The 26,624-nt window shown below is 74.3% G+C and carries 33 protein-coding genes; 14 read left to right on the forward strand and 19 right to left on the reverse strand.

Annotated elements, in window-relative coordinates:
* Positions 1-7: 7 nt before the first annotated feature.
* The 3 genes from KPL57_RS37420 to KPL57_RS37430 are packed head-to-tail and all read right to left on the reverse strand — an operon-like array spanning position 8 to position 2,081.
* Complete coding sequence (locus tag KPL57_RS37420) at positions 8-232, reverse strand: exodeoxyribonuclease VII small subunit (RefSeq protein ID WP_100879661.1); 225 nt, start codon at positions 230-232, stop codon at positions 8-10.
* Positions 232-1,470, reverse strand: coding sequence for an exodeoxyribonuclease VII large subunit (gene xseA, locus KPL57_RS37425; RefSeq protein ID WP_226355250.1), 1,239 nt, complete (start codon positions 1,468-1,470; stop codon positions 232-234). The genes KPL57_RS37420 and xseA overlap by 1 nt, the downstream gene beginning before the upstream one ends.
* A complete protein-coding gene (locus KPL57_RS37430; RefSeq protein WP_226355251.1) occupies positions 1,467-2,081 on the reverse strand; it encodes a lipid droplet-associated protein in 615 nt (204 codons plus the stop codon). Before KPL57_RS37430 ends, xseA begins: the two co-directional genes overlap by 4 nt.
* A gap of 113 nt (positions 2,082-2,194) precedes the next feature.
* On the opposite strand from KPL57_RS37430, the gene KPL57_RS37435 reads away from it, so the two are divergent.
* Positions 2,195-3,172, forward strand: a complete 978-nt coding sequence (locus tag KPL57_RS37435; RefSeq protein ID WP_226355252.1) for a 4-hydroxy-3-methylbut-2-enyl diphosphate reductase — start codon at positions 2,195-2,197, stop codon at positions 3,170-3,172.
* A 67-nt stretch (positions 3,173-3,239) separates the two neighbouring features.
* Here KPL57_RS37435 and KPL57_RS37440 read toward each other — a convergent pair whose 3' ends face one another.
* From KPL57_RS37440 to KPL57_RS37450, 3 genes are all read right to left on the reverse strand, one after another.
* Positions 3,240-3,788 carry a L,D-transpeptidase gene (locus tag KPL57_RS37440; protein WP_226355253.1) on the reverse strand — a complete coding sequence of 183 codons (549 nt, stop codon included), beginning with the start codon at positions 3,786-3,788 and terminating at the stop codon, positions 3,240-3,242.
* A gap of 192 nt (positions 3,789-3,980) precedes the next feature.
* Positions 3,981-4,781 carry a DUF6542 domain-containing protein gene (locus KPL57_RS37445; protein ID WP_226355254.1) on the reverse strand — a complete coding sequence of 267 codons (801 nt, stop codon included), beginning with the start codon at positions 4,779-4,781 and terminating at the stop codon, positions 3,981-3,983.
* A gap of 76 nt (positions 4,782-4,857) precedes the next feature.
* Entirely contained in the window at positions 4,858-6,453 is a 1,596-nt protein-coding gene (locus KPL57_RS37450; RefSeq protein WP_226355255.1) for a DNA recombination protein RmuC, read from the reverse strand.
* A 252-nt stretch (positions 6,454-6,705) separates the two neighbouring features.
* On the opposite strand from KPL57_RS37450, the gene KPL57_RS37455 reads away from it, so the two are divergent.
* Positions 6,706-7,242: a hypothetical protein gene (locus KPL57_RS37455; protein WP_226355256.1), complete on the forward strand. Its 537-nt coding sequence runs from the start codon at positions 6,706-6,708 to the stop codon at positions 7,240-7,242.
* Between the two features lie 71 nt (positions 7,243-7,313).
* Here KPL57_RS37455 and KPL57_RS37460 read toward each other — a convergent pair whose 3' ends face one another.
* The 3 genes from KPL57_RS37460 to KPL57_RS37470 all read right to left on the reverse strand — a co-directional run bounded on the left by KPL57_RS37460 (position 7,314) and on the right by KPL57_RS37470 (position 9,808).
* Complete coding sequence (locus KPL57_RS37460) at positions 7,314-7,811, reverse strand: methylated-DNA--[protein]-cysteine S-methyltransferase (protein ID WP_226355257.1); 498 nt, start codon at positions 7,809-7,811, stop codon at positions 7,314-7,316.
* Positions 7,808-9,301: an AlkA N-terminal domain-containing protein gene (locus tag KPL57_RS37465; protein ID WP_226355258.1), complete on the reverse strand. Its 1,494-nt coding sequence runs from the start codon at positions 9,299-9,301 to the stop codon at positions 7,808-7,810. Before KPL57_RS37465 ends, KPL57_RS37460 begins: the two co-directional genes overlap by 4 nt.
* A gap of 69 nt (positions 9,302-9,370) precedes the next feature.
* Positions 9,371-9,808, reverse strand: coding sequence for a hypothetical protein (locus KPL57_RS37470; protein WP_226355259.1), 438 nt, complete (start codon positions 9,806-9,808; stop codon positions 9,371-9,373).
* A 180-nt stretch (positions 9,809-9,988) separates the two neighbouring features.
* Between KPL57_RS37470 and KPL57_RS37475 the strand changes: the two genes are divergently transcribed.
* From KPL57_RS37475 to ychF, 3 genes are read left to right on the forward strand one after another with little or no spacing between them, the layout of a single operon-like run.
* Positions 9,989-11,503: a cell wall metabolism sensor histidine kinase WalK gene (locus KPL57_RS37475; RefSeq protein WP_226355260.1), complete on the forward strand. Its 1,515-nt coding sequence runs from the start codon at positions 9,989-9,991 to the stop codon at positions 11,501-11,503.
* Positions 11,500-12,171, forward strand: a complete 672-nt coding sequence (locus KPL57_RS37480) for a response regulator transcription factor (RefSeq protein WP_073577707.1) — start codon at positions 11,500-11,502, stop codon at positions 12,169-12,171. Before KPL57_RS37475 ends, KPL57_RS37480 begins: the two co-directional genes overlap by 4 nt.
* Positions 12,172-12,196: 25 nt before the next feature.
* On the forward strand, positions 12,197-13,270 hold the full coding sequence (ychF, locus tag KPL57_RS37485) for a redox-regulated ATPase YchF (RefSeq protein ID WP_226355261.1): 1,074 nt from the start codon (positions 12,197-12,199) through the stop codon (positions 13,268-13,270).
* A 147-nt stretch (positions 13,271-13,417) separates the two neighbouring features.
* Here the strand turns inward: ychF and KPL57_RS37490 are convergent, their stop codons facing one another.
* From KPL57_RS37490 to KPL57_RS37505, 4 genes are all read right to left on the reverse strand, one after another.
* Positions 13,418-13,720, reverse strand: coding sequence for a hypothetical protein (locus tag KPL57_RS37490; protein WP_226355262.1), 303 nt, complete (start codon positions 13,718-13,720; stop codon positions 13,418-13,420).
* Between the two features lie 640 nt (positions 13,721-14,360).
* Positions 14,361-15,149, reverse strand: coding sequence for a VOC family protein (locus KPL57_RS70615; protein WP_226355263.1), 789 nt, complete (start codon positions 15,147-15,149; stop codon positions 14,361-14,363).
* A 53-nt stretch (positions 15,150-15,202) separates the two neighbouring features.
* The gene (locus tag KPL57_RS37500) at positions 15,203-15,613 is read right to left on the reverse strand and encodes a VOC family protein (protein ID WP_226355264.1); all 411 of its coding nucleotides are present in this window, start codon (positions 15,611-15,613) and stop codon (positions 15,203-15,205) included.
* 5 nt (positions 15,614-15,618) lie between these two features.
* Positions 15,619-16,068, reverse strand: coding sequence for a helix-turn-helix transcriptional regulator (locus KPL57_RS37505; RefSeq protein ID WP_226355265.1), 450 nt, complete (start codon positions 16,066-16,068; stop codon positions 15,619-15,621).
* 141 nt (positions 16,069-16,209) lie between these two features.
* On the opposite strand from KPL57_RS37505, the gene KPL57_RS37510 reads away from it, so the two are divergent.
* Entirely contained in the window at positions 16,210-16,671 is a 462-nt protein-coding gene (locus KPL57_RS37510) for a DUF1801 domain-containing protein (RefSeq protein WP_226355266.1), read from the forward strand.
* 517 nt (positions 16,672-17,188) lie between these two features.
* Here KPL57_RS37510 and KPL57_RS37515 read toward each other — a convergent pair.
* The gene (locus tag KPL57_RS37515; protein WP_226355267.1) at positions 17,189-17,731 is read right to left on the reverse strand and encodes a GIY-YIG nuclease family protein; all 543 of its coding nucleotides are present in this window, start codon (positions 17,729-17,731) and stop codon (positions 17,189-17,191) included.
* A gap of 317 nt (positions 17,732-18,048) precedes the next feature.
* Here KPL57_RS37515 and KPL57_RS37520 point away from each other — a divergent pair, with 317 nt between their 5' ends.
* The 3 genes from KPL57_RS37520 to KPL57_RS37530 all read left to right on the forward strand — a co-directional run bounded on the left by KPL57_RS37520 (position 18,049) and on the right by KPL57_RS37530 (position 19,472).
* The gene (locus KPL57_RS37520) at positions 18,049-18,498 is read left to right on the forward strand and encodes a hypothetical protein (protein ID WP_226355268.1); all 450 of its coding nucleotides are present in this window, start codon (positions 18,049-18,051) and stop codon (positions 18,496-18,498) included.
* Positions 18,499-18,548: 50 nt separating this feature from the next.
* Complete coding sequence (locus KPL57_RS37525) at positions 18,549-18,878, forward strand: hypothetical protein (protein WP_226355269.1); 330 nt, start codon at positions 18,549-18,551, stop codon at positions 18,876-18,878.
* A gap of 156 nt (positions 18,879-19,034) precedes the next feature.
* A complete protein-coding gene (locus tag KPL57_RS37530) occupies positions 19,035-19,472 on the forward strand; it encodes a BLUF domain-containing protein (protein WP_226355270.1) in 438 nt (145 codons plus the stop codon).
* Between the two features lie 6 nt (positions 19,473-19,478).
* Here the strand turns inward: KPL57_RS37530 and KPL57_RS37535 are convergent, their stop codons facing one another.
* On the reverse strand, positions 19,479-19,940 hold the full coding sequence (locus tag KPL57_RS37535; protein WP_226355271.1) for a nuclear transport factor 2 family protein: 462 nt from the start codon (positions 19,938-19,940) through the stop codon (positions 19,479-19,481).
* 90 nt (positions 19,941-20,030) lie between these two features.
* Between KPL57_RS37535 and KPL57_RS37540 the strand changes: the two genes are divergently transcribed.
* Positions 20,031-20,591, forward strand: a complete 561-nt coding sequence (locus tag KPL57_RS37540; RefSeq protein ID WP_226355272.1) for a TetR/AcrR family transcriptional regulator — start codon at positions 20,031-20,033, stop codon at positions 20,589-20,591.
* 7 nt (positions 20,592-20,598) lie between these two features.
* Here KPL57_RS37540 and KPL57_RS37545 read toward each other — a convergent pair whose 3' ends face one another.
* Positions 20,599-21,432 (reverse strand): MarR family transcriptional regulator, encoded by an 834-nt coding sequence (locus tag KPL57_RS37545; RefSeq protein WP_226355273.1) that lies wholly within the window; start codon positions 21,430-21,432, stop codon positions 20,599-20,601.
* 37 nt (positions 21,433-21,469) lie between these two features.
* Positions 21,470-22,282: a MerR family transcriptional regulator gene (locus tag KPL57_RS37550; RefSeq protein ID WP_226355274.1), complete on the reverse strand. Its 813-nt coding sequence runs from the start codon at positions 22,280-22,282 to the stop codon at positions 21,470-21,472.
* Between the two features lie 49 nt (positions 22,283-22,331).
* Between KPL57_RS37550 and KPL57_RS37555 the strand changes: the two genes are divergently transcribed.
* Positions 22,332-23,105, forward strand: coding sequence for an SDR family oxidoreductase (locus KPL57_RS37555; RefSeq protein ID WP_226355275.1), 774 nt, complete (start codon positions 22,332-22,334; stop codon positions 23,103-23,105).
* Between the two features lie 25 nt (positions 23,106-23,130).
* Positions 23,131-23,451: a nuclear transport factor 2 family protein gene (locus tag KPL57_RS37560; protein WP_226355276.1), complete on the forward strand. Its 321-nt coding sequence runs from the start codon at positions 23,131-23,133 to the stop codon at positions 23,449-23,451.
* Here KPL57_RS37560 and KPL57_RS37565 read toward each other — a convergent pair.
* Both KPL57_RS37565 and KPL57_RS37570 read right to left on the reverse strand, forming a co-directional pair.
* Positions 23,399-24,271 (reverse strand): chromosome condensation regulator, encoded by an 873-nt coding sequence (locus KPL57_RS37565; protein ID WP_226355277.1) that lies wholly within the window; start codon positions 24,269-24,271, stop codon positions 23,399-23,401. The two genes, KPL57_RS37560 and KPL57_RS37565, sit on opposite strands and share 53 nt — an antisense overlap.
* A gap of 22 nt (positions 24,272-24,293) precedes the next feature.
* Entirely contained in the window at positions 24,294-24,752 is a 459-nt protein-coding gene (locus KPL57_RS37570) for a GNAT family N-acetyltransferase (protein WP_226355278.1), read from the reverse strand.
* A gap of 85 nt (positions 24,753-24,837) precedes the next feature.
* Between KPL57_RS37570 and KPL57_RS37575 the strand changes: the two genes are divergently transcribed.
* Together KPL57_RS37575 and KPL57_RS37580 are read left to right on the forward strand one after the other, a co-directional pair.
* On the forward strand, positions 24,838-25,335 hold the full coding sequence (locus KPL57_RS37575; RefSeq protein ID WP_226355279.1) for an RDD family protein: 498 nt from the start codon (positions 24,838-24,840) through the stop codon (positions 25,333-25,335).
* 572 nt (positions 25,336-25,907) lie between these two features.
* Complete coding sequence (locus KPL57_RS37580) at positions 25,908-26,537, forward strand: hypothetical protein (protein ID WP_226355280.1); 630 nt, start codon at positions 25,908-25,910, stop codon at positions 26,535-26,537.
* Positions 26,538-26,624: the final 87 nt, after the last annotated feature.

Consider the following 26,624-nt stretch of genomic DNA (forward strand, 5'->3'; position numbering starts at 1 on the left):
GGGAGGCTCAGGCCTCGTCGTCGGACTCGGCGTCGGCCAGCTTCTCCTCGATGCGGGTGCGGGCGCCGGCGAGCTGGGCGTCGCAGCGCTTGGCCAGGGCCTCGCCGCGCTCCCACAGCGCGACGGACTCGTCCAGGCCGAGGCCGCCGACCTCCAGCGCGCGCACGACCTCCACGAGCTCGTCGCGGGCCTTCTCGTAGCCCAGGGTCTCCACTGCCGGTCGGTCGCTCATCAGGTCTCCGGGTCGGGGGTGGTGGTCACGGTGGCGGCGACGGCGCCGTCGGCGACCCGGATCCGCAGGCCGGTGCCGGCGGGCGCGTCGGCGACCGACCGCAGCAGCGGGGGCACGTCGTCGTCGGTGCGGTCGGCGAGCTGCACGATCGCGTAGCCGCGGGCCAGGGTCGCGGTCGGGCCGAGCGCGGCGAGCCGGGCACCCAGGTGCTCCAGCTCCGACGACGACCGGTCCAGCCGGCGCAGCACCGCGCGGTGAGCGGCGGCGCGGGCGTCGGCGATCTCGCCCTCCCGGGAGGTGACCATGCGCAGCGGGTCGGCCAGCACCGGCCGTCGTCGCAGGTCGTCGAGGCGGTGCTGCTCGCGGTCGACCCAGCCGTGCAGCGCGCGGCGGGCCCGGTCGCGCAGCCCGGAGATCCGCGCGGTCTCCTCGGCGAGGTCGGGCACCAGGCTGCGTCCGGCCTCGGTGGGGGTGGAACAGCGCACGTCGGCGACGTGGTCGACCAGCGGGGTGTCCGGCTCGTGCCCGATGGCCGACACGACCGGGGTCCGGCAGGCGGCGACGGCGCGGCACAGCGTCTCGTCGGAGAAGGGCAGCAGGTCCTCGACGCTGCCGCCGCCGCGGGCGAGCACGATGACCTCGACGTCCGGGTCACGGTCGAGGGCCCGCAGCGCGCCGACGACCTGCTCGACGGCGAGCCCGCCCTGCACCGCGACGTTCTCGATCCGGAACCGCACCGCGGGCCAGCGCGAGGTCGCGTTGCGGACGACGTCGTGCTCGGCGGCCGAGTCGCGCCCGGTGACCAGGCCGATGGTGTGCGGGAGCAGCGGCGGGCGCCGCTTCAGGGCCGGGTCGAACAGCCCCTCGGCGGCGAGCAGCCTGCGCAGCCGCTCGATGCGGGCCAGCAGCTCGCCGAGCCCGACCGCGCGGATCCGGTCGACGCGCAGCGACAGCGTGCCGCGCCCCAGGTAGAACGACGGCTTGCCGTGCACGATCACCCGGCTGCCCTCGGTCACGGCGCCGCCGGCGTCGCGCACCAGCGACGACGGCGCCGTCAGCTGCAGGGAGATGTCGGCGGCCGGGTCACGCAGGGTCAGGAACGCGGTCCCGGAGCGGGCGTTGACCTGGGCGAGCTGGCCCTCGACCCACACCGCGCCGAGCCGGTCGACCCACTCGGCGATCTTGCGGGCGACCGTGCGGACCGGCCACGGGTCCTCCTCGGAGGTCGTGGCGCTCAACGGTTCTCGGACACCGTCGCGATCCGGTTCGTCAGCATCGTGACGTACGGCGGCCGGTTCTCGTGTGCGGTCTCCCAGGCGAGGAGGTCCGCGAGGTCGTCGAGGCTCAGCGTGCGGAGCTTGCCGCGCAGCTGGGGCACGGTCATCGTCGGGTACTCGGGCAGCACGGCGGGCGCGGTCGCACTCGCCTCGGCCCGGTTCGACGCCGACGCCGGACGCGGCGACGCGGGCGACCGGTCGATCGGGATGCCGGTGCGGGCGGGCCGCAGCGACGACACGGTGCCGTTGCGCCCGGCCGGGGGAGCGGCGGGCGGCAGCGGCGGGGCGATCGGCTCCGGGTCGGGCAGCGAGAGGTCGGCGCCGTCGGCCAGGTCGTCGTCGAAGGTCGCCCAGCTGGGGATGTCGTCGGCGGGGCGCAGGGCGCCCAGCGCGCGGTCGCCCTTGATCGCCAGCTCGGTGATCCGCTGCTGGAGCCGCATGGACACCTGCAGCGCCTGGCTGACCGCGGTCACCGGCAGCTCGACGGCGTGCCGCGGCAGTTCTCGGGCCTGCTCGACGGCGGTCACGACGAGGCCGGCGGCGATCCGCACGGGGAACGGCAGCGGAGACATGCACGCCATTGTCCCCTGATCCGCGGCCGCCTGTCGCGCCGGGCGCGCCGGGACCCGGTCGGGCCGGTCACGTACGGCTGCCCGCTCCCGGACCGGTCCGTACCCTGGGGGCCATGTCCGGTTCTGCCAAGCAGGTCCTGCTCGCCAAGCCCCGCGGCTACTGCGCGGGCGTCGACCGTGCCGTCGAGGCGGTGGAGCAGGCGCTCGACCAGTACGGCGCCCCCGTGTACGTCCGCAAGGAGATCGTGCACAACAAGCACGTGGTGGAGACGCTGCGCGAGCGCGGCGCGATCTTCGTCGACGAGGCGTCGGAGGTCCCGGAGGGCGCGCACGTCGTGTTCTCCGCGCACGGCGTCTCGCCCGCGGTCCGCGACGAGGCCAAGGGCCGGAACCTGCAGACCATCGACGCGACCTGCCCGCTGGTGACCAAGGTCCACCAGGAGGCGAAGCGGTTCGCCCGCGAGGACTACGACATCCTGCTCGTCGGGCACGCCGGGCACGAGGAGGTCGAGGGGACCTCCGGTGAGGCGCCCGAGCACATCCAGCTCGTCGAGTCCGCCGCCGACGTCGACTCCGTGACCGTCCGCGACCCCGAGCGGGTCGTGTGGCTGTCGCAGACCACGCTGAGCGTCGACGAGACGATGGACACCGTCCGTGCGCTGCGCGAGCGGTTCCCGAAGCTGCAGAACCCGCCGTCGGACGACATCTGCTACGCCACGCAGAACCGCCAGGTCGCGGTGAAGACGATGGCGCCGCGCTGCGACCTCGTGCTGGTCGTCGGGTCGCGGAACTCGTCGAACTCGGTGCGCCTGGTCGAGGTCGCGCTGGGCGCCGGGGCCGGTGCCTCGTACCTGATCGACTACGCCCGCGAGATCGACGAGTCCTGGCTCGACGGCGTCACGACGGTCGGGATCACCAGCGGCGCGTCGGTCCCGGAGATGCTGGTGCAGGGTGTCGTGGAGTACCTCGCCGAGCGTGGCTTCGGCTCGGTCGAGGAGGTCGACACCGCCGAGGAGACGCTGACCTTCTCGCTGCCCCGCGAGCTGCGCCCGCCGCGCGGCCGGTCGCTGGGCCTGACCCCGGTGAACTGACCCGCGGCACACACGACGGAGGCCCCGGACCGACTCGGTCCGGGGCCTCACGTGTGTACGGGGGCGGTCAGCCCGCGGCGCGGTCCGCCTGGACCTGCTTCGCCGACACGACCTGCACCTGGTCGCCGATCTGCAGGGTGTCGAACCAGAGCTTCGCGTTCTCCGGGGTGAGCCGGACGCAGCCCGCCGACGGGGTGTCGGTACGGCCCTCGTGGAAGGCGATGCCGCCGTCCTGGAAGAACACCGCCCACGGCATCGGGGCGGGCTCGCCGTTGGTCATCGTGTACTCGCCGCTCTTGTGCAGCTGCTCCTTGCGGTAGACCCGCAGGGAGTGGCCGACCGGGGTCTCCTTGCCCGGGCCGCCGATGGCGACCGGGACGGGCCCGTGGGTGACCTTCCCGTCGGTGAGCAGCCAGGAGCGCTGGGTGTCCAGGTCGACGCAGGCGCGGGCCGTGACGGTGCACGGGGTGCCCTCGACGAGCGGCTGGTCCCGGAAGGCCTGCGCGGCCGGGGTCCCGGCGATCGCGGTGCCGACGCCGATCAGCGCGACGGCCGCGGTGACCAGCGCGACGACGATCGCGGGTCGCGTCCTGCGGGGGCTGCGGGTGGTCGACATGGCTCTCCAGTGGTTCCGGCGTGCGTCGGGGAGCGGCGGGGTCACGCCGTGCCCCCGATGGGAAGACGCTCGGGAGGGCAGTGGGTTGCTCCCATTGTCCGATCCGTCGTCACCCGGGCGGTCTGCGGGGTACGTTCCGGCCGTCCACCTGGGCGGATGCGTCCGGACGGCCGTGGCTGCGCCGGACGGCCGTCAGCGGGTGTCGCGGCGTGTCCGGCCGGTCGCGCCGCGTGTCGACCCGCGGTCGGGCTCGGAGCGGGAGGAGCCGGCGCGCGAGGAGCCGGAGCGCGCGGTCCCGGTGGAGCGTGCCGCCGAGCCGGTGCGGGAGACCCCGGTGCCGGTGGACCCGGTACGCCCGGTGGACCCGGTGCGGGCCGTGTCGCGGCGGGCGGAACCGGTCGGGGCCGAGCCGGTGCGGGCGGTACCGGTCGTCGAGCCGGTGCGGGCGGTGCCGGTCGTGCGGGACCGGGCCGCGGTCGTCGTCGAGGTGCCCGCTCCGCGCGGTGCCCGGGTCCGTCCGCCGGGGCCGTCGGGGTCGTACCCGCCCGGGTCGCGGCCCAGGCGCTGCCGCAGCCGGCCGACGGCGTCGTCCGGGCCGAGCCGCTGACGCAGAACGCGCAGACCGGCGACGAGCAGCACGACCAGCGTGGTCACCGCCATCGCCGGGAACGCGTTGATCAGCGGGGCCCCCGCCATGAGCAGGCTCTGCGCCGTGCCACCGCCGGACGGGGCGCCGATCAGCACCGCGACCAGCGGCACGACGACGGCGAGCAGCAGCGGCGGCTGCACGGCCGGCAGGAACAGGCTGCGCCGGCGGACCCAGGACACCGCGAGCACGCAGCCGAGCAGGTAGCAGACCTCGAACACCCGGCCGACGGTGCCGATCCGCAGCAGGTCCACCAGGACCCCGAGGGCGGTGGTGCCGACGGCCAGACCGGTGGCCGCGAGCGGCGGGACACCGAGGACCGGGGGGAGCAGGGACCGCTCACGCACCGGCCAGCCACCGCGCGCGGGGGCGGGCCCCCGGCCGGGCCGGCGGGCCGAGCTCGATCGGGCCGTGGTCACCCGGTCAGCCTAACCCCTCCCGCCACGGTGTCCCGGCCGCCTCGTCGCGTGCCGTGTCGCCGTCGCCGAACGTGCCCGGATGTGCGCCGTCGGGTCGGCCACCGCCGGATCGGGTGCCGTCCGACCGGTTGTGGTCGGGCCGCCCGAGGTCCTCCAGGGACACCAGCGAGTCCCCGGCGGAGGCGACCAGCTCGGGCGCGGAGACGCCGCGCGGGGTCCGGTCGACCGTCGCGGGCGTCCCCAGCTCGGTGTCGGACACCTGCAGCTCGGTGAACTTCCGGGCGCTCACCAGGACCCGCGCCTCCAGCGAGGAGACGGTCCGGTTGTAGCTGTCCACCACCGCGTCCAGGCTGCGGCCGAGCTTCGCGACGTGCGTGCCCATCGTCGCGAGGCGCCCGTGCAGCTCGCGCCCGAGCCGGTGCACCTGGGCGGCGTTGCGGGCCAGGGCCTCCTGCTTCCAGCCGTAGGCGACGGTGCGCAGCAGCGCGACGAGGGTGGTCGGCGTCGAGAGCACGACGTTGCGGCCGAAGGCGTACTCCAGCAGCCCCGGGTCCGAGCGCAACGCCGCCTCCAGGAACGGGTCGCCCGGCACGAACAGCACCACGAACTCCGGTGTCGGCTCGAACGACTCCCAGTAGGCCTTGGCCGAGAGCTGGTCCACGTGGGTGCGCAGCTGCCGGGCGTGCGCCGCGAGCCGCTCGGTGTGCACGTCCGGGTCCGAGGCCTCGACCGCCTGCAGGTAGGCCGCGAACGGCACCTTCGCGTCGACGACGACCTGCTTGCCGCCCGCGAGCCGGACCAGCATGTCCGGGCGGACCCCGCCGTCCTCCCCGGCGGCGGACACCTGGGTGGAGAAGTCGCAGTGCTCGAGCATCCCGGCCATCTCCGCGACCCGCTGCAGCTGCATCTCGCCCCACCGGCCCCGCACCTGCGGCGCCCGCAGCGCGTTGACCAGCGCCTTCGTCTCGGTGCCGAGCTTGTCCGAGCTTGCCGCCATCGCCCTGACCTGCTCGCGGAGCCCGGCGTAGGCGGACTCGCGCTCCTTCTCCACCGTCCGCAGCTGTCCCTCGACCCGGCCCAGCGCCGCCGAGACCGGGTCGAGCAGCTGCTCGACGGCCTTCGCGCGGGCGGCCTGGTCGCCGTCGGCCTTCGCCGCGAGCGCGGCGGTCGCCTCCTTGAGCCTGCTCTCCGCCAGCGCCACGAACGCCTCGTTGTTGCGGGCCAGCGCGTCCTGCGACAGCGCGGCGAAGGAGTCCTTCAGCTCGGCCTCGCGGCGCACCGTCGCGGCCTCGGCCCCGGCCCGGGCCTCCCGCTCGGCGCGCAGCGCGGCGGTGGCCCCCGCGGCGTCGGACTCGGCCCGCCGGGCGCGGATCGTCGCGTCGTCGAGGGACTCGTGCAGCTCCTCGACCCGTTCGAGCAGCGCGGCGCGCTCGGCGCGCAGGCCCGCCGCGTCGGCCCGGGTGGTGGCGGCGGTGTTCGCGGCGGCCCGGGCCGCCTCGGCCGCCTCGGCCCGGAACCGGGCGGCGGCCACCGACCAGACCACGGCGGCGGCGACCGCCGCACCGAGCAGCGATCCGAGGAGCAGGCTGAGGACGTCCACCCCCGCAGCGTGCACCGCACCCCTGACAGTTCCGCGTCGCCGCAGCTCAGCGGCGTGTCCGGAGCCGGGTGTTTCGTACGGGCACGCACGGGGGACGGCCGTCGGCCGGGCGGGTTGCCCCGGCGAGGCGGATGCCATGCCGGGCGAACCGGTTCGCGATGCACACGTCTTTCCCGGTGTCGGACCTTCGGGGGGCCGACGGTCCGGGCCGGGGGGCCCGGGCGCACCGCGAGAGTGAGAGAGGTACCTGTGATGACCACCCGACTCGCCCGCACCATCGGCCGTACGGCCGCCACGACCACCGCCGCCCTGGCGGTCGCCGCCGCGGCCGTGCTCGTCCCGGCCGGGGTCGCCTCGGCCGCACCCGCGACGCCGGCGGGGGACCCGGCGCCCAGCGCCTGCCGCCCGGCGAACCAGCAGGCGACCATCCACCCGGCCCCGGGCAGCGCCGAGCACCGCCACTACACGGTCGTGCTCAGCGCGGCCCCGGGCACGTCGCCGTGCCTGCTGTCCGGATCGCCGTCGGACCTGGTGTTCAGCCTGAACGGCTCGCCGCGCGCCTCCGAGGTCGCGGTGCCCAACGGCGACCAGACCCGCGCAGTCGAGTTCGGGCCGGGCGAGCCAGTGCAGTTCGACGTGCAGGTCCGCGACTCCGCCGGGCCCGCCCGGGCGAACGAGCTGGAGTTCTCGCTGCACGGTCCCGGCGGTGACATCCCGGGCAGCTTCCTGGCCCGGGGACCGATCGGCGTCGACGCCGGCATCCAGGTCGGCCCGGTCACCGAGCGCTGACCCGGGGCGCCGCCCCGGACCACCGGCCACGCGGCGGCCGCGGTGCGCGATCCGCGGCCGCCGCGGCGGTCTCAGACCGCCTCGTGCTCCAGCAGCCACCGCTTCACGGCCAGGCCGTAGCGGAACCCGCCCAGGCTCCCGTCGGTGCGCAGCACCCGGTGGCACGGGACGAACAGCGCCGCCGCGTTGAACGCGCAGGCGCCCGCCGCGGCCCGCACCGCCGCGGGGCGGCCGGTCTTCTCGGCGTAGCCGGTGTAGGTGACCGGCGCCCCCGCGGGGACGGTCCGCAACACGTCCCACGCCAGCTCCCGGTAGGGGCCGGACCGCTGGCGGACGGGCACGTCGTCGATCACCGACAGGTCGCCGCCGTGGTAGCGCTCGACCGCCTCGCCGACCGTGCCGAGATCGCCCTCGACCACGGTCGCCGGGGCCAGCGAGCGGTGCACCAGGGCGAGCAGCTCGTCGACTGAGGCGGTCCAGCCGGAGGCGAGGACGTGTCCGTCGTCGTCGACGACGGCGGTGAACGGCCCGGCCGGGGTGTCCTGTGTGGACCACGTTGCGGTACTCATGCGCTCCTCCGAGGAGTGGTGGTGGCGGCGGACGTCGCGGCCCGCCAGAGATGGGTGGCGGCGTAGGACCGCCAGGGGGCCCAGGCGTGGGCGCGCGCGGTGAGCGCCGCCTCGTCGCCGGGCAGTCCGAGCGCCTCGGCCCCGCGGCGCACCGCGAGGTCGGAGGCGAGCAGCTCGTCGGGATCGCCCAGGACGCGCATGGCCAGGTAGCCGGCGCTCCACGGACCGATCCCGGGCAGCGCGCACAGCTCGGCGCGCAGCCCGTCCGGGTCGCGCCCGGGGTCGAGGGCGAGGGTGCCGTCGGCGAGCGCGGCACACAGCCCCCGCAGCGACGACGCCCGCCGCGCCGGCCCGGCGATGTCGGCGTCGGCGAGGGTCTCCGGCCCGGGGAACAGCAGGTGCGGCCCGTCGTCGTCGCGCAGCTCGGCGGGCAGCGGCGTCCCGTGCACGGCCGCGAGACGGGCCGCGGCGGTGCGGGCGGCGGCGACCGACACCTGCTGGCCCAGCACCGTCCGCACCGCCGTCTCGGCCGGGTCGACGGTGCCCGCCAGCCGGATCCCGGGCGTCGCGGCGACCAGCGGGGCGAGTGCCTCGTCGGCGCCCAGCACGGCGTCGACGGCGAGCGGGTCGGCGTCGAGGTCGAGCAGCCGGCGCAGCCGGGACACCGCGGGCCCGACGTCCCGCGGGTCGGACGCCCGCAGCGTCGCCACCACGGCCCCGGCCCGCGCGGTCAGGTCCAGCGCGACGACGGCGGGTCCGTGCGGCAGCCGCAGCGTGCGCCGGTAGGTGCCGCCGGTGACGGTCTCGACGCCGTCGACGGCGCGGGCCGCGAGGTGGTCGAGCAGGCCGTGCGGGTCGAACGGGGACCGGTAGGGCAGCCGCAGGACCAGCGCACCCGGCGGGCCGGGCTCACGGGTCCGCGACCGGCGGGCGGCCTCGGCGCGCAGCTGCGAGGGCGGGACGCCGTAGACGGCGCGGACGGTGTCGTTGAACTGGCGGACGCTGCCGAACCCGGCGGCGAACGCGACGTCGGCCAGCCCGAGCGGGGTGGTCTCGACCAGGATGCGGGCGGTGTGCGCGCGCTGCGCGCGGGCCAGGGCCAGCGGCCCGGCGCCCACCTCGGAGGTGAGGATCCGGCCGAGCTGGCGGGGCGAGTAGCCCAGCCGCGACGCGAGCCCGGGGACCCCGTCGCGCTCGACGACGCCGTCGGCGATCAGGCGCATGGCCCGCCCGGCGGCGTCCGCGCGCAGGTTCCACTCCGGCGAGCCGGGCACGGCGTCGGGCAGGCACCGCCGGCAGGCCCGGTAGCCCGCGGTCTGCGCGGCGGCCGCGGTCCGCAGGAACTCGACGTTGCGCGAGCGCGGAGGCGGTACCGGGCAGGACGGGCGGCAGTAGATGCCGGTGGTCCGCACGGCCGTGACGAACTGGCCGTCGAACCGTGCGTCCTTGGCGGCGACGGCGCGGTAACAGGAGTCGTGGTCGAGCAGCACGGCACCGACGATGCCACTCCGCAGCCGCCGTCACTGGCGGGAATCGGTCACCGGTGTCCGGGGTCCGGTCTACGGGCAGAGCGCGCCCGACACCCATCCCTGCTGGCAGGCGAAGCGGACCTCCTCCTCGCGCGAGGCGTCCCGGTCGGGGACCCCCGACGGGCGCTCGCGGGTCCGCTCCGGGGTGGTGCGCGGCGGGTCGGCCGGGGCCGTGGTCGCGACGGGGGCGGGCTCGACCGGCTCGGGGGCCGCCGTCTCCCGCTCCCGGGTGACGCCGCCGGTGTCGTCGCGCACGACGGGTGCGCTCCCGCCCGACGGAGCCGGTGCCGGGGCCGGGACGAGCGGCGGGGGAGCGGGCGCCGGCGGGGCGGGCGCGGCCGGCGGTGCCGGGGGCAACGCGGGCTCCTCCTGGCCGGCCGCGGTCAGCGACACCGCGGACACGGTCCCGGCGGTGGTCAGGACCGCGACCCCCGCGGTCAGCAGGGCGTGCATTCCGGGCAGGCGCACGACGTCCCCCTCGGTCTCGGTCGTCGAAGCTCGGCCCGGACGGATGTGGTGCACGGCCGTCCGGGTGATGGGAGCGGTTCGACGATGGCTGTGCGTCACCTGTGCGTCGTGCGACGGAGTATGCCTTACGCCCAACGGAGCAACGACGGCGACTGACGGTGATCGTCCGCGGTGGGTGTCGTGTCCTGGCCCCGGGGCGGGTACGGGATCATGGTCGTCGGCACGGACGAACTGGAGGCGATCATCGCGACCGAGGCCGTCGAGTCCGGCCCCGGGCCCCGTCGCGCCGGGCGGGCGACCGCGGCCCGCACCCGCATCGTCGGGTGGGTCCTGCTGCTCGTGCTGGCCTCGCTGGGCGTCGTCACGCTGCTGACCTGGATGCTGCTGATCGACGAGACCGACCGCCGGATCGACGGCGCGCTGAACTCCGAGATCGCCGAGTTCGCCCGCGTCACCGAGACCGGCGTCAACCCGACGACCGGCCAGCCGTACTCCTCGGTCGACGAGATCCTGCGGTCGGTGATCGCCGCCAACGTGGCGCGGCCGAACGAGAAGTTCCTCGGCTACCTCGACGGGCGCTTCCGCTGGGAGTCCCGGCGGACCAGCCCGCGGGTGCTGCTGCGCGAGGACCCGGCGTTCGCCGCGCTGGTCGCCGACGTCCGCCGTCCCACCCGCGGCTCCTACCTCAGCTCGGCGGGCGAGGTGCGCTGGTCGGCGCTGCCGGTCGGGCTCGCCGGCGACCCGCAGCGCGGCGTCATCGTGATCGGCTACTTCACCGAGCGCGAGCACGACTTCGCCCACGAGGCCGCGCGGCTGATGGGGCTGGTCGGCTTCGGCACGGCGCTGCTGTCCGCGGTCGGGGCGTGGCTGGTGGCCGGGCGCATCCTGCGGCCGCTGCGCGACGTCGCCGCGACCGCCCGCACCATCACCGGGCGGGACCTGTCGCGCCGGGTGCCGCAGCGCGCCCGGGCCCGCGACGAGATCGCCGAGCTGGCCACCACGCTGAACGCGATGCTCGACCGGGTGCAGAGCGGGATGGTGTCCCAGCGGCGGTTCGTCGACGACGCCGGGCACGAGCTGCGCACCCCGATCACCATCGTCCGGGGGCACCTCGGGGTGCTCGACCCGCGCGACCCCGACGACGTCGCCGAGACCGTCGCCCTGGTCGACGACGAGCTGGAGCGCATGAACCGGCTGGTGTCGGAGATGCTCGCGCTGACCCGGGCCGAGCAGCCGTCGCTGCTGCGGACCGAGACCGTCGACGTCGGCGTGCTGACCCGGGAGCTGTTCGAGAAGCTGACCGGCCTCGCCGACCGGGACTGGCGGCTGGAGTCGGTGGCCGCGGTGTGGTGCCGGATGGATCCGCAGCGGATCACCCAGGCGGTCGTCGCGCTGGCCGACAACGCGACCCGGTTCACCGGCGACGGCGACCGGATCGCGCTCGGCTCGGAGGCGGTCGACGGGCGGGTGCGGATCTGGGTGGCCGACTCCGGACCGGGCGTCGCACCCCAGGACCGGCACCGGGTGTTCCGGCGCTTCGCGCGCGGCGACGACGCGCCCCGCTCCGACGGCGCCGGTCTCGGGCTGTCCATCGTCGAGGCCATCGCGACGACGCACGGCGGCCGCGTGCTGCTCGAGAGCACACCCGGGCACGGGGCGACCTTCACGCTGGACCTGCCGAGGAGCGAGACGTGAGCAGCCGCATCCTGGTGGCCGAGGACGAGCCGCGCATCGCGTCGTTCGTGAAGAAGGGCCTGGTCGGGGCCGGGTTTGAGGTCACGGTCGTCGCCGACGGGGCCGGTGTGCACGACCACGCCGTGACCGGTGGGTTCGACCTGCTGGTGCTCGACATCGGGCTGCCCGGGATGGACGGCTTCGAGGTCCTGCGCCGGCTGCGGGCGGCGGGCAGCGCCGTCCCGGTGATCATCCTGACCGCGCGCGACAGCGTGCACGACACCGTCGCCGGGCTGACCGGCGGCGCCGACGACTACATGGCCAAGCCGTTCCGGTTCGAGGAGCTGGTGGCCCGGATCCGGCTGCGGCTGGAGCGCGCCCGCCCCGTCCCGGACCCGGACGTGCTGACCTTCCACGGGCTCGAGCTCGACCCCCGTACCCGGCACGTGAGTGTGCACGGCCGGACCGTCGAGCTGTCGGCGCGCGAGTGCGCGCTGGCCGAGACGTTCCTGCGTCACCCGGGCCAGGTGCTGTCCCGCGACCAGCTGCTCCGGCTGGTGTGGGGGCCCGCCGAGTCGGGGGCGTCGTCCAACGTCGTGGACGTCTACGTCCGCTACCTGCGCCGCAAGCTCGGCGCCGGCTGGATCGCGACCGTGCGCGGCGCGGGCTACCGGCTCGAACCGGGCTGAACGGACCCGACTACCCTGGTCGTCCGTGTCCCTCACCCTCGGCATCGTCGGCCTGCCCAACGTCGGCAAGTCGACTCTGTTCAACGCGCTGACCCGCAACGACGTGCTCGCCGCGAACTACCCGTTCGCGACGATCGAGCCCAACGTCGGCGTCGTCCCGCTCCCCGACGCGCGCCTGGGGAAGCTGGCCGAGATCTTCTCGTCGGAGAAGATCATCCCGGCGTCGGTGTCCTTCGTCGACATCGCCGGCATCGTCAAGGGCGCGTCCGAGGGCGCGGGCCTGGGCAACAAGTTCCTCGCGAACATCCGTGAGTCCGACGCGATCTGCCAGGTCGTGCGCGTCTTCGACGACCCGGACGTGGTGCACGTCGACGGCCGCATCGACGCCGCGAGCGACATCGAGACGATCGCGACCGAGTTGGTCCTGGCCGACCTGCAGACGCTGGAGAAGGCGATCCCGCGGCTGGAGAAGGAGGCCCGCACGCAGAAGGACCGCAAGCCGGTCCTGGACGCCGCGCACGCCGCCGTCGCGATCCTCAACGAGGGCCGGACGCTGTTCCAGGCGAAGGCCGACACCGAGCTGCTGCGCGAGCTGACCCTGCTCACCACGAAGCCGTTCCTCTACGTCTTCAACGCCGACGAGGCCGTCCTCACCGACGACGCCCGGCGCAAGGAGCTCACCGAGCTCGTCGCCCCCGCCCAGGCGGTGTTCCTCGACGCCAAGGTCGAGGCCGAGCTGCTGGAGCTCGACGACGAGTCCGCCGCCGAGCTCCTGGAGTCGATCGGGCAGGACGAGCCGGGCCTGGCCCAGCTGGCCCGCGCCGGGTTCTCCACCCTCGGGCTGCAGACCTACCTGACCGCCGGGCCCAAGGAGTCGCGGGCCTGGACGATCCCGCAGGGCGCCACCGCGCCGCAGGCGGCCGGGGTCATCCACACCGACTTCGAGCGGGGCTTCATCAAGGCCGAGATCGTCTCGTTCGACGACCTGGTCGCCGCGGGGTCGATGAACGCCGCGAAGTCCGCGGGGAAGGTGCGGATGGAGGGGAAGGACTACGTCATGCACGACGGCGACGTGGTCGAGTTCCGCTTCAACGTCTGACCCGGCTCCGATTCCCCTGGTCAGAGCCTTACGGCTCCGGCGTATTCGTCACCGGTTCGTCAGTAGTGCCGAGGACGGCCGTCAGCATGGAGTCCGCAGCGGCTCGTGTCCGGTCCTCCGCGGTCGGCCACAGGTGCGCGTAAGTGCTCAGGGTGACGGTCGCGCTGGAGTGTCCGAGCGCATGTGCACGGTCGCCACGTCGCTGCCGGCCGCGCGATCAGCCCCGAGGCGAAGAAGCGCCGCAGGTCGTGCAGGCAGCTCGTCGGGTGCTCGGCGTCGCGCCGGGTTGCCGTTCTCTCCCCGGAACAGCCATCGTTTCGATCCGCGGCCGGCCAACCCGTCAAGGTGCGCGCGGACGATGGCGACCAGGCCGTCGGCGAGGAAGACCGTGCGCTCGCTGCCGTACTCGGGCGCCCGGATCTCGACGGCCTGGTTGTCCGCCCGCTGCACCCGTCGAGTGGCTCACGGTCGATGAGGTCCAGCAGCGCACGATGCCTGCCTACGCCGTCTGGGGCCTCGATGCCCTCATCCTGGGACCACGCTCCCGAGCCCACGACCATACGACCGTCATCTCGCCCTGACGAGGAGAAGCTACTTCCAACGGCGACCGGGCACGCCGTGTCCAGATTCTCCATTCGGTATCAAGGCGGCGCCTGCGGCGCCGCTCCCGGGACAGGGCCGACACCAGCGCAAGCGGTGCACGGGGCGTGCGGCCTCCGGCCGGTCCCCGTGCGCCGCGCGCTGGCGAACCCGGGAGCGGCACCGCGAACCAGTGCGCGCCACGACGGGGACGAGGCGGAGGTAGGATGCCTCGGTAGGCGGCGCCTGCCTGCAGCGCATAGCTGTCGGGGTGCGCTCGTAGGCCTGCAATCATGACGGCAGAGCCAGTCCACGAATCGCGTCCGCCGGGGGCGTCGTGTCCGGGGCCGCCCACGCACTGGACAAATCCGAGTGAGAGATCGCGGCGGTACGCCCCGACGAGCTCAACACCCGTACTCCCTGCGCCGACTATGACGTTCGCGCTCTGCTGCTCGGCCACGTGCTCGCGGTGTTTGCACCAGGTGAACCAGGGCGTGCTCAGGGCAGTGGTTTACGCCGGCGCGGTGATCTTCCAGTGGAAGCCGTCGGGGTCGGTGAGGCGGGCGACGTGGTCGCCTTCGTCGGTTCGGGTCGCCGGGGCCGTGACGGTGCCCCCGGCGGCGTCTGCGGCTTTGAGGAGGCCGTCCAGGTCGTCTCGGGAGGCGGCGGTGTGGGTGAGCATGGCGGCGGAGAAGCCGTCGCCGTGCGCGTCGACGCCGGCGTCCTTGGCGAGGGCTTTGCGGGGGAGCAAGCCAAGGCGGCACACCCCGTGGGTGATGGTGAAGTCGATGAACGTGTCGCCATAGTCCCTCTCGACGCGCATGCCCAGCGCTTCGTAGAACGTCTTGGACGCCGTCGGCTTGGTCACGCCGAGGTAGATCGCCGTCTCGGTGGGCGCGATCGGATCGGGAACAGGGCGAGTGTTCTTTTTCGTGGCCGCGGCCAGTTTCCACAGCGCGCCGTCCGGTGCCCGGTAGACCGCGGTGAACTCGCCGAATAGCTTCTTCTTGGCGGGTTTGACGACGGTGGCGCCGTTCGCGATGGCGAGGTCGAGCAGGGCTTCGACCTCGTCGGGCTGGTTGACGATGGCGGACAGGACGTAGCCGCGGAACCCGGACGTCGCCGGGTCGGTGCCGGTTTCACCGGCAAGCTCGCCGACCGGCCGGAACGTGAGCCGGCCGGTGCCGTGCAGGTCCAGGCCGTCGCCGGTGGTCGTGGGTGAGAACGCGGCGGTGTAGAAGGCGTTCGCCGTCTGCGGGTGCGCGGCGCCGAGCGTGATGATGTCGAGCGAGAGTGCCACGTGGATGACTCCTTCGTGCCGATCCGTACGGTGCCTGCGGCGGGCCGGCCCGGTCAGGGGAGCTGGTTGATCCGGACGAGGTTGCCGGCGGGGTCGCGGAACGCGCAGTCCCGGACGCCGTAGTCCTGATCGGTGGGCTCTTGCACGACGTCTGCGCCGGTGGCTTCCAGCCGCTGGAAGAGGCCGTCGAGGTCGTCCGAGGCCAGGGTGATGGCGGTGTAGGTGCCCTTGGCGATGAGTTCGAGGATGGTGCTGCGCTCGTCGTCGGTGATACCGGGGTCGACGGCCGGAGGGTGCAGCACGATCGAGGTGTCCGGCTTCCCGGCCGGGCCGACGGTGATCCAGCGCATGTCCTCGTAGCCGACGTCCTTACGGACTTCGAAACCGAGGGCGTCGCGGTAGAACCCCAGCGCGGCGTCGGCGTCGGTGTGAGGGAGGAAGGCGTAGTGAATGGTGATGTCCATGCCGCTCACGCTAGATCCGGCTGCCGAGCTTCTGCTTCTTGAATCCTGATCGGTCTGGTGACCTGTTTGGCCAGGCACGGCGGGATGCCCTCAGCTGCTCGGGAGTGGTCGCGGCGGTAGACGCTCGGCGGCACGCCCACCAGTTCGGTGAACCTGGTGCTGAACGTCCCCAGCGACGAGGAGCCCACCGTGAAGCACACGTCGGTGACGGTGAGGTCTCCGCGGCGCAGCAGCGTCATCGCGCGCTCGACCCGCCGGGTCATCAGGTACGCGTACGGCGATTCCCCGTAGATCCGGCGGAACTCCCTGCTCAGGTGACCGGCGGACATGTTCGCGCCGCGGGCGAGGGCCTCGAGGTTCAGCGGCTGGGCGTACTCGCGGTCGATCCGGTCCCGGACCCGGCGGATCACCACGATGTCCCGCAACCGCTGCGCCTGCGCGCGACCAGGAGCCACCACGGCATCGTCGCATCTCCGGCCCGGTCGCTCGGCCCTGACGTGATACCTCGATATCGATCACGATTCGAGAAGCCCGCTGCCGCCGACCTCCGTAGCGTCCACACAGCACGCAGCGCCCGACCACAGGGGAGAGCAGAGATGGAATCCACGTCCGACAAGACCACCACCGACGACAGTAGGGGGTTCTCCGAGCAGGAGCGTGTCGCCATGCGGGAACGCTCGGCCGAGCTGAGGGCGCAGGCGGGCCGGGGTCGGGGCAACAAGGCGGCCGCCGACGAGGCCGACGTGCTGTCGAAGATCGAGAGCATGGTCGATCCGGACCGAGCGATCGCCGCACGTATCCATGCCATTGTCACCAGCAGAGCCCCGGGCTTGTCACCGAAGCTCTGGTACGGCCAGCCGGCCTATGCACGGAAGGGGAAGGTCGTGTGCTTCTTCCGTAGTGGCCACGACGACAAGGAGCGCTACTCGACCTTCGGCTTCACCCCCGAGGCCGGCCTCGACGACGGCGGCCTGTGGCCCACCTCGTTCGCAGTGACCGAGTTGAACGACGACGCCGGAAGGACTGTCGCCGCACTCGTCGAGAAGGCCGCAGGCTGACGCCGACCTCGCGGTGATGTCTCCCGCCCGTTCACGTCCGTGCGACCAGCAACTCCTCGCCCCATGAGGTGGCAAGCCCGTCGGACCGGCCGGTGAAGTAGCGACCCTCCTCCAGGTCGTTGTGCAAGTGCCAGACAGGCAAAGGGATCAACTGCGCCCTCGCCGGGCGGGCAGATCTCCGGGATGGTGGCGCCGTGCCATCCCGCCGACCTCCCGGAGGGCGTACCGCACGGACGGAGCGTGGCATGGTCGGGTCGGTTCGCGTCGAGGGCCGCCCACGGGCACCCGTACGGTCGGTCTGGCGACAGGTCGACGGATGACACTCGGAAGGCGCGGGGGAGCGGGCTCGGCCCCGGGTAATCCCCGGGAATCAACGGCAGAAGCCGACGATGGACCGTCGCCCGTGAAGGGCGCGTCAGCGAGTCCGTGCAACGCACGAGGGCTTATAACGGACGTCGAGCATCGGCGGAAGTAGTGGATCTTGTCTCCGCGGGTTGAGGGTCCAGCAAGTCGTGGCTCAGGGACGAGTCCCCGCACTGTCGTAGTAGCGGCGGCGAGCTGCTTTGACGACCTGGGTGATGGGACCCGAGGCGTGGTCGACGTTGAGAGGCGGTCGGAGAGCCCGGATGACATCGGCTTCAACGTCACGCGGGCTTGGGTGCTCGCACCAAGACACACGCAGGTTCTCGCCCATCCACTCGGTGAGCCGGGCTTCGTCGTCGTCGACGAGAACGACGCGATCGGACCAGCGTGTTCGGTACTCCTCCTCATCGAGCAGTAGGCCGGCAAGTGTGCGTCGAAGGGTGGAGCTGCCACTCCGGCTCAGGTGGTTCGAGGCGAGCCGTGCCCGGAGCTTCGTCGCGAGGCCGACGTAGAGGAGCCTCAGGCCTGGCACCACGGGGTGGGGACGACCCGACAGTGCAGGCAGGATGGCAGGAGGCGCCCACCAGGCGTAGAGACCCGGAGCAGATGGCGCCAGAGCGTGGACGTCCTCGGTGCGGACCGGATTGTCGACCAGCGCGTCGATGACGGCCGCGATCGGTGGGGGAGCAGGCGACATCGGGGCAGTCTGCCGAGAGGCCCCGCAGCGAGGTAGTTGTTCGTCGGCGCGTCCACCGACGGCGATAGACACCGACAGTCGTCCGAGCAGGTTCACGCTGGTCGGGGCATGTTGGATCGCGCACGCCACAGGTCCGCGGATCGCGCTGATTCGTTCCGCTTCAACGTCTGACCCGCGCCTCCCACCCGCGCGTCGCGCTCATCAGAAGGGGTGAGGATCCGGCGTACACGCTGACCGTCGTCGCGCCACCCACGACACTGTGGGCCGGGCCCCGGGGGGCGGGGCCGGCGTGACCGGCTGGGGGGACGACGATGGGCATGGGCCGCTTCGCCGTGGCGGCCGTCGTCGCCGCCGTGTTCGCCACCAGTGCGTGCGCCGCCGCGTCCGGCGCCGAGCGGGCCACCACCCCGGAGCCCGCGGCCGCCGCGGTGTCCGCGTCGTTCGCACCCGCCACCGGTGTGCTGCCCCGGGCCGGGACGGGCTCGTCCGTGCCGGGGGCGGCGGTGGACGGCGCGATCGTCGCGGCCCGCCGGGCGATGGACCGGGCCGCGGCCGCCGAGGTGCGGGCGGCGGAGGAGAGCCGGGCGAGGGCGTCCGGCGACGACTGCGCGGCACGGGCGATGGCGGCCGGCCGGTTCGACCCGTCGTGCTCGGCCTACCAGGGGTACCTCGACCCGGGCACGTCCGCGGGCCGGGCGCCGACCAGCGGCGAGACCCAGATGCAGTACCTGTGCGAGCGGGGCCTGGCGCCCCGGGGCGACTGCTGACCCGTCGCGGCACGGACGGCGCCGGTCGCCCGCGGCTACCCTGGCGGAACGTGAACCTCCTCCAGCGCATGGCCCGGGTCGTCAACACCGTCGTCACGCCGCTCGCGCGCTCCGGCCGCCTCGGCGCGATGACGGAGATCAGCTACGCCGGCCGCCGCTCCGGCACCGAGTTCCGGCTCCCCGTGGCCTTCCGGCCCGAGGGCGACGGCGGCGTCATCCGCGTCGAGCTGCCGGACCGCAAGAACTGGTGGCGCAACTTCACCGGCGAGGGCGCGCCGCTGCGGGTCCGGGTCGACGGTGCGGAACGGCCGGGCCACGGTGTGGCGGTGCGGGACGGACGGCAGGTCCGGGTGGACGTCCGGTTCGACGGGGCCCACTGACGGTCGATCTTCCGACAGGCTGTCTCATATCGCGACGCCGGAGTGTGTCCCACGCCACTACCGTCGGATCATCCGTGACGATCACCCGGGGTCCGGGCTCGTGACGGTTCCGCGCCCGACCCGGTGACGCGGCCCGACCGACACGGGGGAAGCCACATGGCCGAGCAGGTCCACCGGTTGATCTACCGCAGCCACAGCACCGTGCCCCGCGACCGCCGCGACGAGGTCCTCGCCGAGATCTTCGACGTGGCCCGGTCGAAGAACAAGAAGGCCGGTGTCACCGGGGCGCTGCTGATCTCCGACAACTGGTTCGTCCAGACCCTGGAGGGCGACGAGGCCGTGGTCACCCGGCTGTTCGAGACGATCAGGGAGGACGACCGGCACACCGATGTGGCGGTCGTCGAGTCGACGACGGCGGAGTCGCGGGTGTTCTCCCGCTGGTCGATGGCCCGCATCTCCCCGATCGGGCGCTCGGACATCCCGCTGCACGACGTCGACGGCCGCATCCGACCCGCGGCGCCGGACCGGCCCGGACGGGAACAGCAGGAGCTGCTCACGCGGATGCGGAACACCATCGGCGCGGACTCGGTCTGACCCGGCTCACCGCAGCGGGATGTCGACACCCCGCTCGGACTCGGGGCGCGGGCCGTGGATCCGCCGCTCCGCCTCGGTGATCGGGACGTCGTTGATGCTGGCCTCGCGCCGCCGCATGAGCCCCAGCTCGTCGAACTCCCACAGCTCGTTGCCGTAGCTGCGCCACCACCGGCCGTCGGCGTCGCGGGACTCGTACTGGAATCGGACGGCGATCCGGTTGTCGTCGAACGCCCAGAGGCTCTTGCGCAGCGCGTAGTCCTGCTCGCGCCGCCACTTCGCCGTCAGCAGCTCGACGATCTCCTGCCGGCCGGTGGCGAAGGTGTCGCGGTTGCGCCACACCGAGTCCGGTGTGTACGCGCCCGCGACGCGCTCGGGGTCCCGGGTGTTCCAGGCGTCCTCGGCGGCCTGCACCTTCTGGCGTGCGGTCTCCGCGGTGAACGGCGGGTAGGGCGGACGGCCTTCGGCCACGGCTGCCTCCTCGGTCAGTCGAGAACGAACGTTCTCGATCTGCTCCGGTAACGTAGGGAACAATCGTTCTCGATGTCAAGGAGGTCATCGGTGCCCGCGGCCATCACCGAGGAACAGGCCCGTCTCGACCGGGACGGCCTGCTGGACGCAGCGGAGCTGCTGTTCTACGAACGCGGCATCCGGGCCGTCGGGATGGACCAGGTCAGGTCGGCGTCGGGGCTCCCGCTCAAGCGGATCTACCGCGACTTCGCGACGAAGGAGGACCTCGTCGTCGCGGTGCTCCGCCGGCGCGACGAGCGCTGGCGGGGCGACCTGGCGGCGTACGTGACCCGGGTCGGGGACCCGCGGCGGCGGCTGCTCGCCGTCTTCGACTGGCTGGGGGAGTGGTTCGCCCGGCCCGGGTTCCGCGGCTGCGCGTGGATCAACGCCTACGGCGAGCTCGGCAGCACCTCGGAGCCGGTGCTGCGCGAGGTGCGCAGCCACAAGGAGCTGTTCCACCGGCAGCTCGGGGAGTGGGCGACGGCGGCCGGGGTGGACCCCGTCGAGCCGGTCTGCCTGCTCGCGGAGGGGGCGATGGTGACCGCGGCGATCGGCGGGAGCCCGGATCCGGCGCGGCAGGCGCGGGCGGCGGTGGCGGCGCTGCTGCCCTGACCGGCGGTCACTGCGACCAGGCCGCCGTCATCACCGTGGACAGCGGCTCCAGCTCCGCGACCAGCTCGTCGAGCTCCGCGTCGGACAGGGCCGCGTACGGCGGCGCGGCGAGCTCGTCGGTCAGCGCCTCGACGCGTGCCTTGACCTCCCGGCCCGCGTCGGTGAGCCACCCGTCGTCGTCGACCAGGCCGCGGCGCCGCAGCCCGGCCATGACCTCGGCCAGCCGGGCCGCCGGCAGGTGGTGCACCCGCCCGAACGTCTCCGGCGGGTGGATGCCCATGTCCAGCGCGGACAGCAGGTGGGCCTCGGTGCCACCGACCCGCTCGGTGAGCAGGGCGGTGACGTGCCCGTCGCCGCGGTGCTCGCGCAGCGTCGTCGCGGACTGCCACAGCCGGGTCAGCGGGTCGCCGGGGACCTCCAGGGTGCGCATGCCCGCGTACATCACCCGGCCCTCGGTGGGGGCGCTCGTCGCGGCGGTGGTGAGCAGGTCGGCGGCCCGGGCCACGCCGGGCGAGCCGGACAGCTCGGCGCCGAGGATCCGGCGCAGCGCCGCGACGCTGCCCCGTCGCCACGCGGCGAAGGACTCCTCCGGCGGGACCGTCGCCCAGGCGCTCGGGATGTGCCGGGCGGCCTCGCCGTCGGCGAAGCTGTAGAACGCCGCGTGCACGACCTCGGCCGGGACCCGGCCCAGCGGCGCGGCCCGGCTCGCGAAGTAGCCGTCCCAGTAGGTGCGGTGGCCGAGCGCGGCCAGCTCCTCGTTCGGCTCGTCGGCGAGGTAGGTGGCCAGGCAGATCGGCTCGGTCAGCCCGAACATGCGGCGTGCGGTGTGTGCGGAGGACATGACCGGTACGACCGGGCGGGCGTCCGGAACTGATCGGTCACCCGGGCCGGGTGGTGAACACCGGCCAGCCGATCTCGGTGCGCCACGCGGCGGCGTCGCCGGTGTCGCGGGGCCCGACGAGGTAGGTCTCGTGCACCGGCCCGTCGACGCGCAGCGCGTGCTCGGTCAGGTGGGCGCCCAGGGTGCCGTAGGTGACGTCGATGTCGTCGTGCGTGCCGTGGTGCACGGTCAGCGCGAGCTCCCGGGCGGGCAGCTCCAGCGGCGCCACGCGGCCCGCGCGCACGGGCCGGTCGGTCGGGACGAACACCGTCATCCGTCCGGCGCCGTGGGTGAACAGCGCGTTGTCGTAGTGCCCGCCGGGCGGGCCGGCCGGACGGGCGCCCGCGGCGGCGACGGCCGCGTCGATCTCGGCCATCGCCGCGGCGTACCAGCGGAGCACGTCGTCGCCGTCGACGTGGCCGGTGACGGCGGTGACGGTGCGGGCCGGCTCGTCGCGGAACACCACCTCGGGGCGCGGCGCGGGCGCGAGCAGGCGCTGCAGGGACCCGACGGCCTCGGTGGTGGCGGCCAGGCGCCGCTCCAGCCGGGCGAGGTGCTCGGTGAGCAGCGCGGCCCGCCGGTCGACGTCGGCGCCCAGCAGCGCGACGATGTCGCGGACCGGCATGTCGAGGTCCCGGAAGCGGCGGACGACCTGGGCCCGGGGGATCTGCGTCGCCGCGTAGTAGCGGTAGCCGGTGTGCCGGTCGACGTGCTCGGGTTCGAGCAGGCCCACGTCGTGGTAGTGGCGCAGGGTCTTCACGCTCAGGTGGGTCACGGTGGCGAACTCGCCGATCGAGAGCAACGCGGTCACGGTCACGGAGTCTGGACCCTCCGGCAGGGGGAGACGCCACGGTCGGGCCATGACCGAACGGAACGAGGACCTCGACGGGCGTCGCGTGGTCGTGACCGGGGCGACCGGCGCGACCGGGGGCGCGGTGCTGACCCGGCTCCGCGACGCCGGGGCGGCCGTGCTCGGGGTCGCCCGCAGACCGACCGACCCCGCCGACACGGTGGCGGCCGACCTCACCGACCCGGGCGGGGCCGCGCGGGTCGCGGCCGAGGTGGCGCGGCGGTGGGGCCGGGCCGACGGCGTCGTCCACGTCGTCGGCGGGTCGCACGCCGCCCCCGGCGGCTTCGCCGCGCTCGACGACACCACCTGGTACGACGAGCTGGAGCTCAACCTGCTGACCGCGGTGCGGCTCGACCGCGCGCTGGTCCCGGCGATGGTCGCGGCGGGCCGGGGCGCGGTGGTGCACGTCGCCTCGATCCAGCGGGAGATGCCGCTGCCCGACGCCACGCTCGGCTACGCGGCGGCGAAGGCCGCGCTCACCGTCTACAGCAAGGGCCTGGCCACCGAGGTCGGCCCGCACGGGGTCCGGGTCAACACCGTCTCGCCCGGCTTCATCGCCACGCCGGCCGCCGACGCGCTGGTCACCCGGCTCGCCGAGGGTCTCGACGGCGACCGCGACGCCGCGCTGGGCCGGCTCATGGACTCGCTCGGCGGCATCCCGCTCGGCCGTCCGGCCCGCCCGGACGAGGTCGCCGAGCTCGTCGCGTTCCTGGTGGGCGACCGCGCATCGGCGATCACCGGGGCCGACCACCGCATCGACGGCGGCACCGTCCGCACCGTCTGACACTGCACACACCCAGGAGGAACCGATGGACACCACCGCACTCGTCGACCGCTACTTCGCCCGGGCCGCCGCCCCCGACCTCGACGCCTACACCGCGCTGTTCACCCCGGACGCCGTCGCCGAGGACGAGGGACACACCTACCGGGGCACCGCGGCCTTGCGGGCCTGGCGGGCCGACGTGCCGCCGGTGACCTGCACCGTCGTCGACGTCGCGCCGGCCGGCGGGGCGACCCGGGCGACGGCCGACGTCGCCGGGGACTTCCCGGGCAGCCCGGTCCGGCTGGCGTTCGACCTCACCTTCCGCGGTGAGCTGATCGCGCACCTGGCGATCCACCCGGTGGGGTGACGGCGAGGGTCCAGCCGTCGACGTCGCAGCGGCCGCCGGCGCCCTCGCCCGCGGCGGCGACGGTCCCGTCGGCCCGCAGCCCGAGCGTGTGCGCCGACCCGGCGGCGACGGCCACCACGTCCCGCCAGGTCCCGACGGCGCACTGCCCGAGGTCGTCGTCCCCGGCGGCGAGGACCGTCCCGTCCGCGCGCAGCCCCACCGTGTGGCCGCTGCCCGCGGACACCGCGACGACGGCGTGCCATCCCGCGACGTCGCCGCCGCCCCGCCCGGTCGCCACGACCGTGCCGTCGGCCCGCAGCCCCACGGTGTGCAGGTACCCGGCGGACACCGCGACCAGGTCGTGCCATCCGCCGACCGCGCACTGGCCGTACCGGTCGTTGCCGGTCGCGACCGCGGTGCCGTCGTCGCACAGCCCGACGGAGTGCCAGTCGCCGCAGCTCAGGGCCCGGATCCCGCGCCACCCGTCGACCGCGCACGCACCCTCGGCGGCGCGGCCCGCGGCGAGCACGGTGCCGTCGGCGCGCAGACCCAGCGTGCGGCGCCACCCCGCGGCGACCGCGACGACCCCGCGCCAGCCGGCGACGGCGCACTCGCCGTCGTCGCCGCGGCCGGTGGCCAGGACCGTGCCGTCGGCGCGCAGCCCGACGGTGTGCGCGCGGCCGGTGTTGCGCGCGGTGTGGACGTTCCCCACCGCGACGGCGACGACGCCGGTCCAGCCGGCGACGGCGCACTCACCGGCGCGGCCGTCCCCGACCGCGACGACGGTCCCGTCGGCCCGCAGCCCGGCCGAGTGCCGCCGGCCCGCGGCGAGGACGCCCATGCCGCCATGGTGCACGGCCGGCTCAGCCCAGCCGGCCGTGCACGGCGTTGTCGTCGACGGTCACGTCCGCCCCCAGCCCGCGCAGCACCGCGACCGCCGCGGTGTTGCCCGGGGTCGTCTCCGCGACGACCGGGCCGTCGGCGCGTGCCACGAGCATCCGCAGCACCGCCCCGCCGACCCCGCGGCCCCGCCACGGCCGGGCCAGCCAGAGCCCGGCCTCCTCGCCGCCCTCGACCGGTTCCAGCCGCGCCGCCCCGGCCACCTCCCCGTCGACGACGACGGCCCAGGTCCGCTCCACCGGCACCTCCGCCGCGACCGACCGCTCCCGGTGGAACGCGACGAACGCCGCGCGTCGCCGCGTCGTCCACCCGGGCGGACCGGGCACCGGCGGCATCACCTCGAGCGGGTCCGCCCCGGCGGCCGCCGTGTCGCACAGCGCCGCCAGCAGGGGCTCGTCGAGGCGCCTCAGTCCGATGTGCACCCGCCCAGGATCGCGGTCACCCGTCCGGTGCGACACCGGGTTTCCGGCCTGCGACGGGCCGGAGGCGCTGCCACCCTCACCGACCATGACCGTCGCGGGCGAGGCGTCCTCCGACACCCGGGTGTCGGTGCGGCGCGTCTTCCAGCTGTGTTTCGACGTGTTCGTCGCGTCGCTGGTGCTGTCCCTGCTGTGGTGGCTGATCACCTGGCTGCTGCCGGCGGGCCGGTTCCGGTACGAGGGCGAGGCCACCATGGTGCAGCTGCCCCACCTGGTGGCCGACGCCGGCGGCTGGTACTCGGTGGTCGCGGTCCTCGCGGCGCCGCTCGCGCTGTTCCTGGTGTTCGTCCTCGTCCCGGTGCGGACCGGCCGGACGCCGATGATGGCGCTGTTCGGGCTGCGGATCCGGCGCGCCGACGGCGGCCCGGTCTCGGGTGCGCAGCACCTCGTGCGCGCGCTGCTGCTGGTCCTCGACACCGCGTTCGGCGGGCTGCTGGGCCTCGTCGTGATGCTCTGCTCGCGGCGCCGGCAGCGGATCGGGGACCACCTGGCGGGCACCGTCGTCGTCCGTGCGGCGTCCGGGTGACCCCTCCCGAGGAGTGATCTGCACCGACAGCGTTACTCCGGACGGACCACGTCGTTGACCATCGTGAGGGACCGCGCCGGCGTGCGACAGCCTGGTGCGAAGTGCTGTCCAGTCCCGTGCCGTGCCGCCGTTCGGCGATCGATACACACCCGACGGCCGCACCCCGCGCGACGAACGGTCGAGTCCGGTCGCGCCGTACGGCCCATTCCCGCAGGTGGTCGCGGGTGTCGAGGGGCTACCGGGTGGGTCCGGTGGTGACTCCGGGAGCTAGAGACGCCCGTTCTGCCCCGTCGTTGCGCGGCTGTGATCCATCCCACTTCCCCGGGCCTTTCTGTAACGATCGGCGAGCTGTCGATCTTCTACGGAGAGTAGCTAAACGACACCTGACGGATAGCACTGTGTGTAGTTGATCAGCGGCGAACGGTCGGTCCGGGGGAACGGAAACAGGCATAACGCCGCTCGAACGAGGGGGTGCTCTCGCTTCGGTGATCGGCGTCCGTACGTTCTGCGGCACCGGCCAGTGACGGAGTGTCAGTGCGACGGCCGGATCACATCGCCACAGAAGGAGTGCCATGAACGCCCCCGAGACGACCCCCGCCCGTCGTAACGCCCGGCGGATCGCCACCGCCGGCGTCCTGTCCGTCCCGCTGGTCCTGGGCTCGGCCGGAATGGCCTTCGCCGGTGACTACGGCGACGGCGGCAAGCACCACGACAAGGGCCGCGACTGCGCGCCGTCGTCCGCCTCGCAGAAGGGTGGCCTGCTCGGCCTCGACGCGGCCGTCGACCCGCAGCTGAACATCGGCGGCATCCTGAACCAGGGTGCGGTCTCCCAGCACACCACCAAGCTCGACCGGTCCAACTCCGGCATCGTGCAGAGCGGCTGCGGCGCGGGCGACGCCGTGCAGGTCGACGACCTGATCGGGCTGGGCCTGGACGTCAGCCCGTCGGCCAACATCGGCGGCATCCTGAACTCCGGCCCGGTGCAGCAGTCGACCACCACCGTCGACGACTCCAACAGCGGGATCCTGCAGTCCGGCGGCAAGCACGGCGGTGGCGGGCACGCCTCGCAGCGCGGCGGCCTGATCGACGTCGCGGCCACCGTCAACCCGTCGATCAACATCGGCGGCCTGCTGTCCGGCGGCCCGGTGTCGCAGTCCACCACCACGGTCGACCAGGGCAACTCCGGCATCGTGCAGGGCTGAGCTCCGCGGGACACCCGCGAGGCGCGTACCGCCCGGGCCGCTTGACCCGGCCCGGGCGGTACGGCCGACCGGTCCCTCCGAGCGGAG

The sequence above is a fragment of the Pseudonocardia sp. ICBG601 genome (assembly GCF_020496245.1).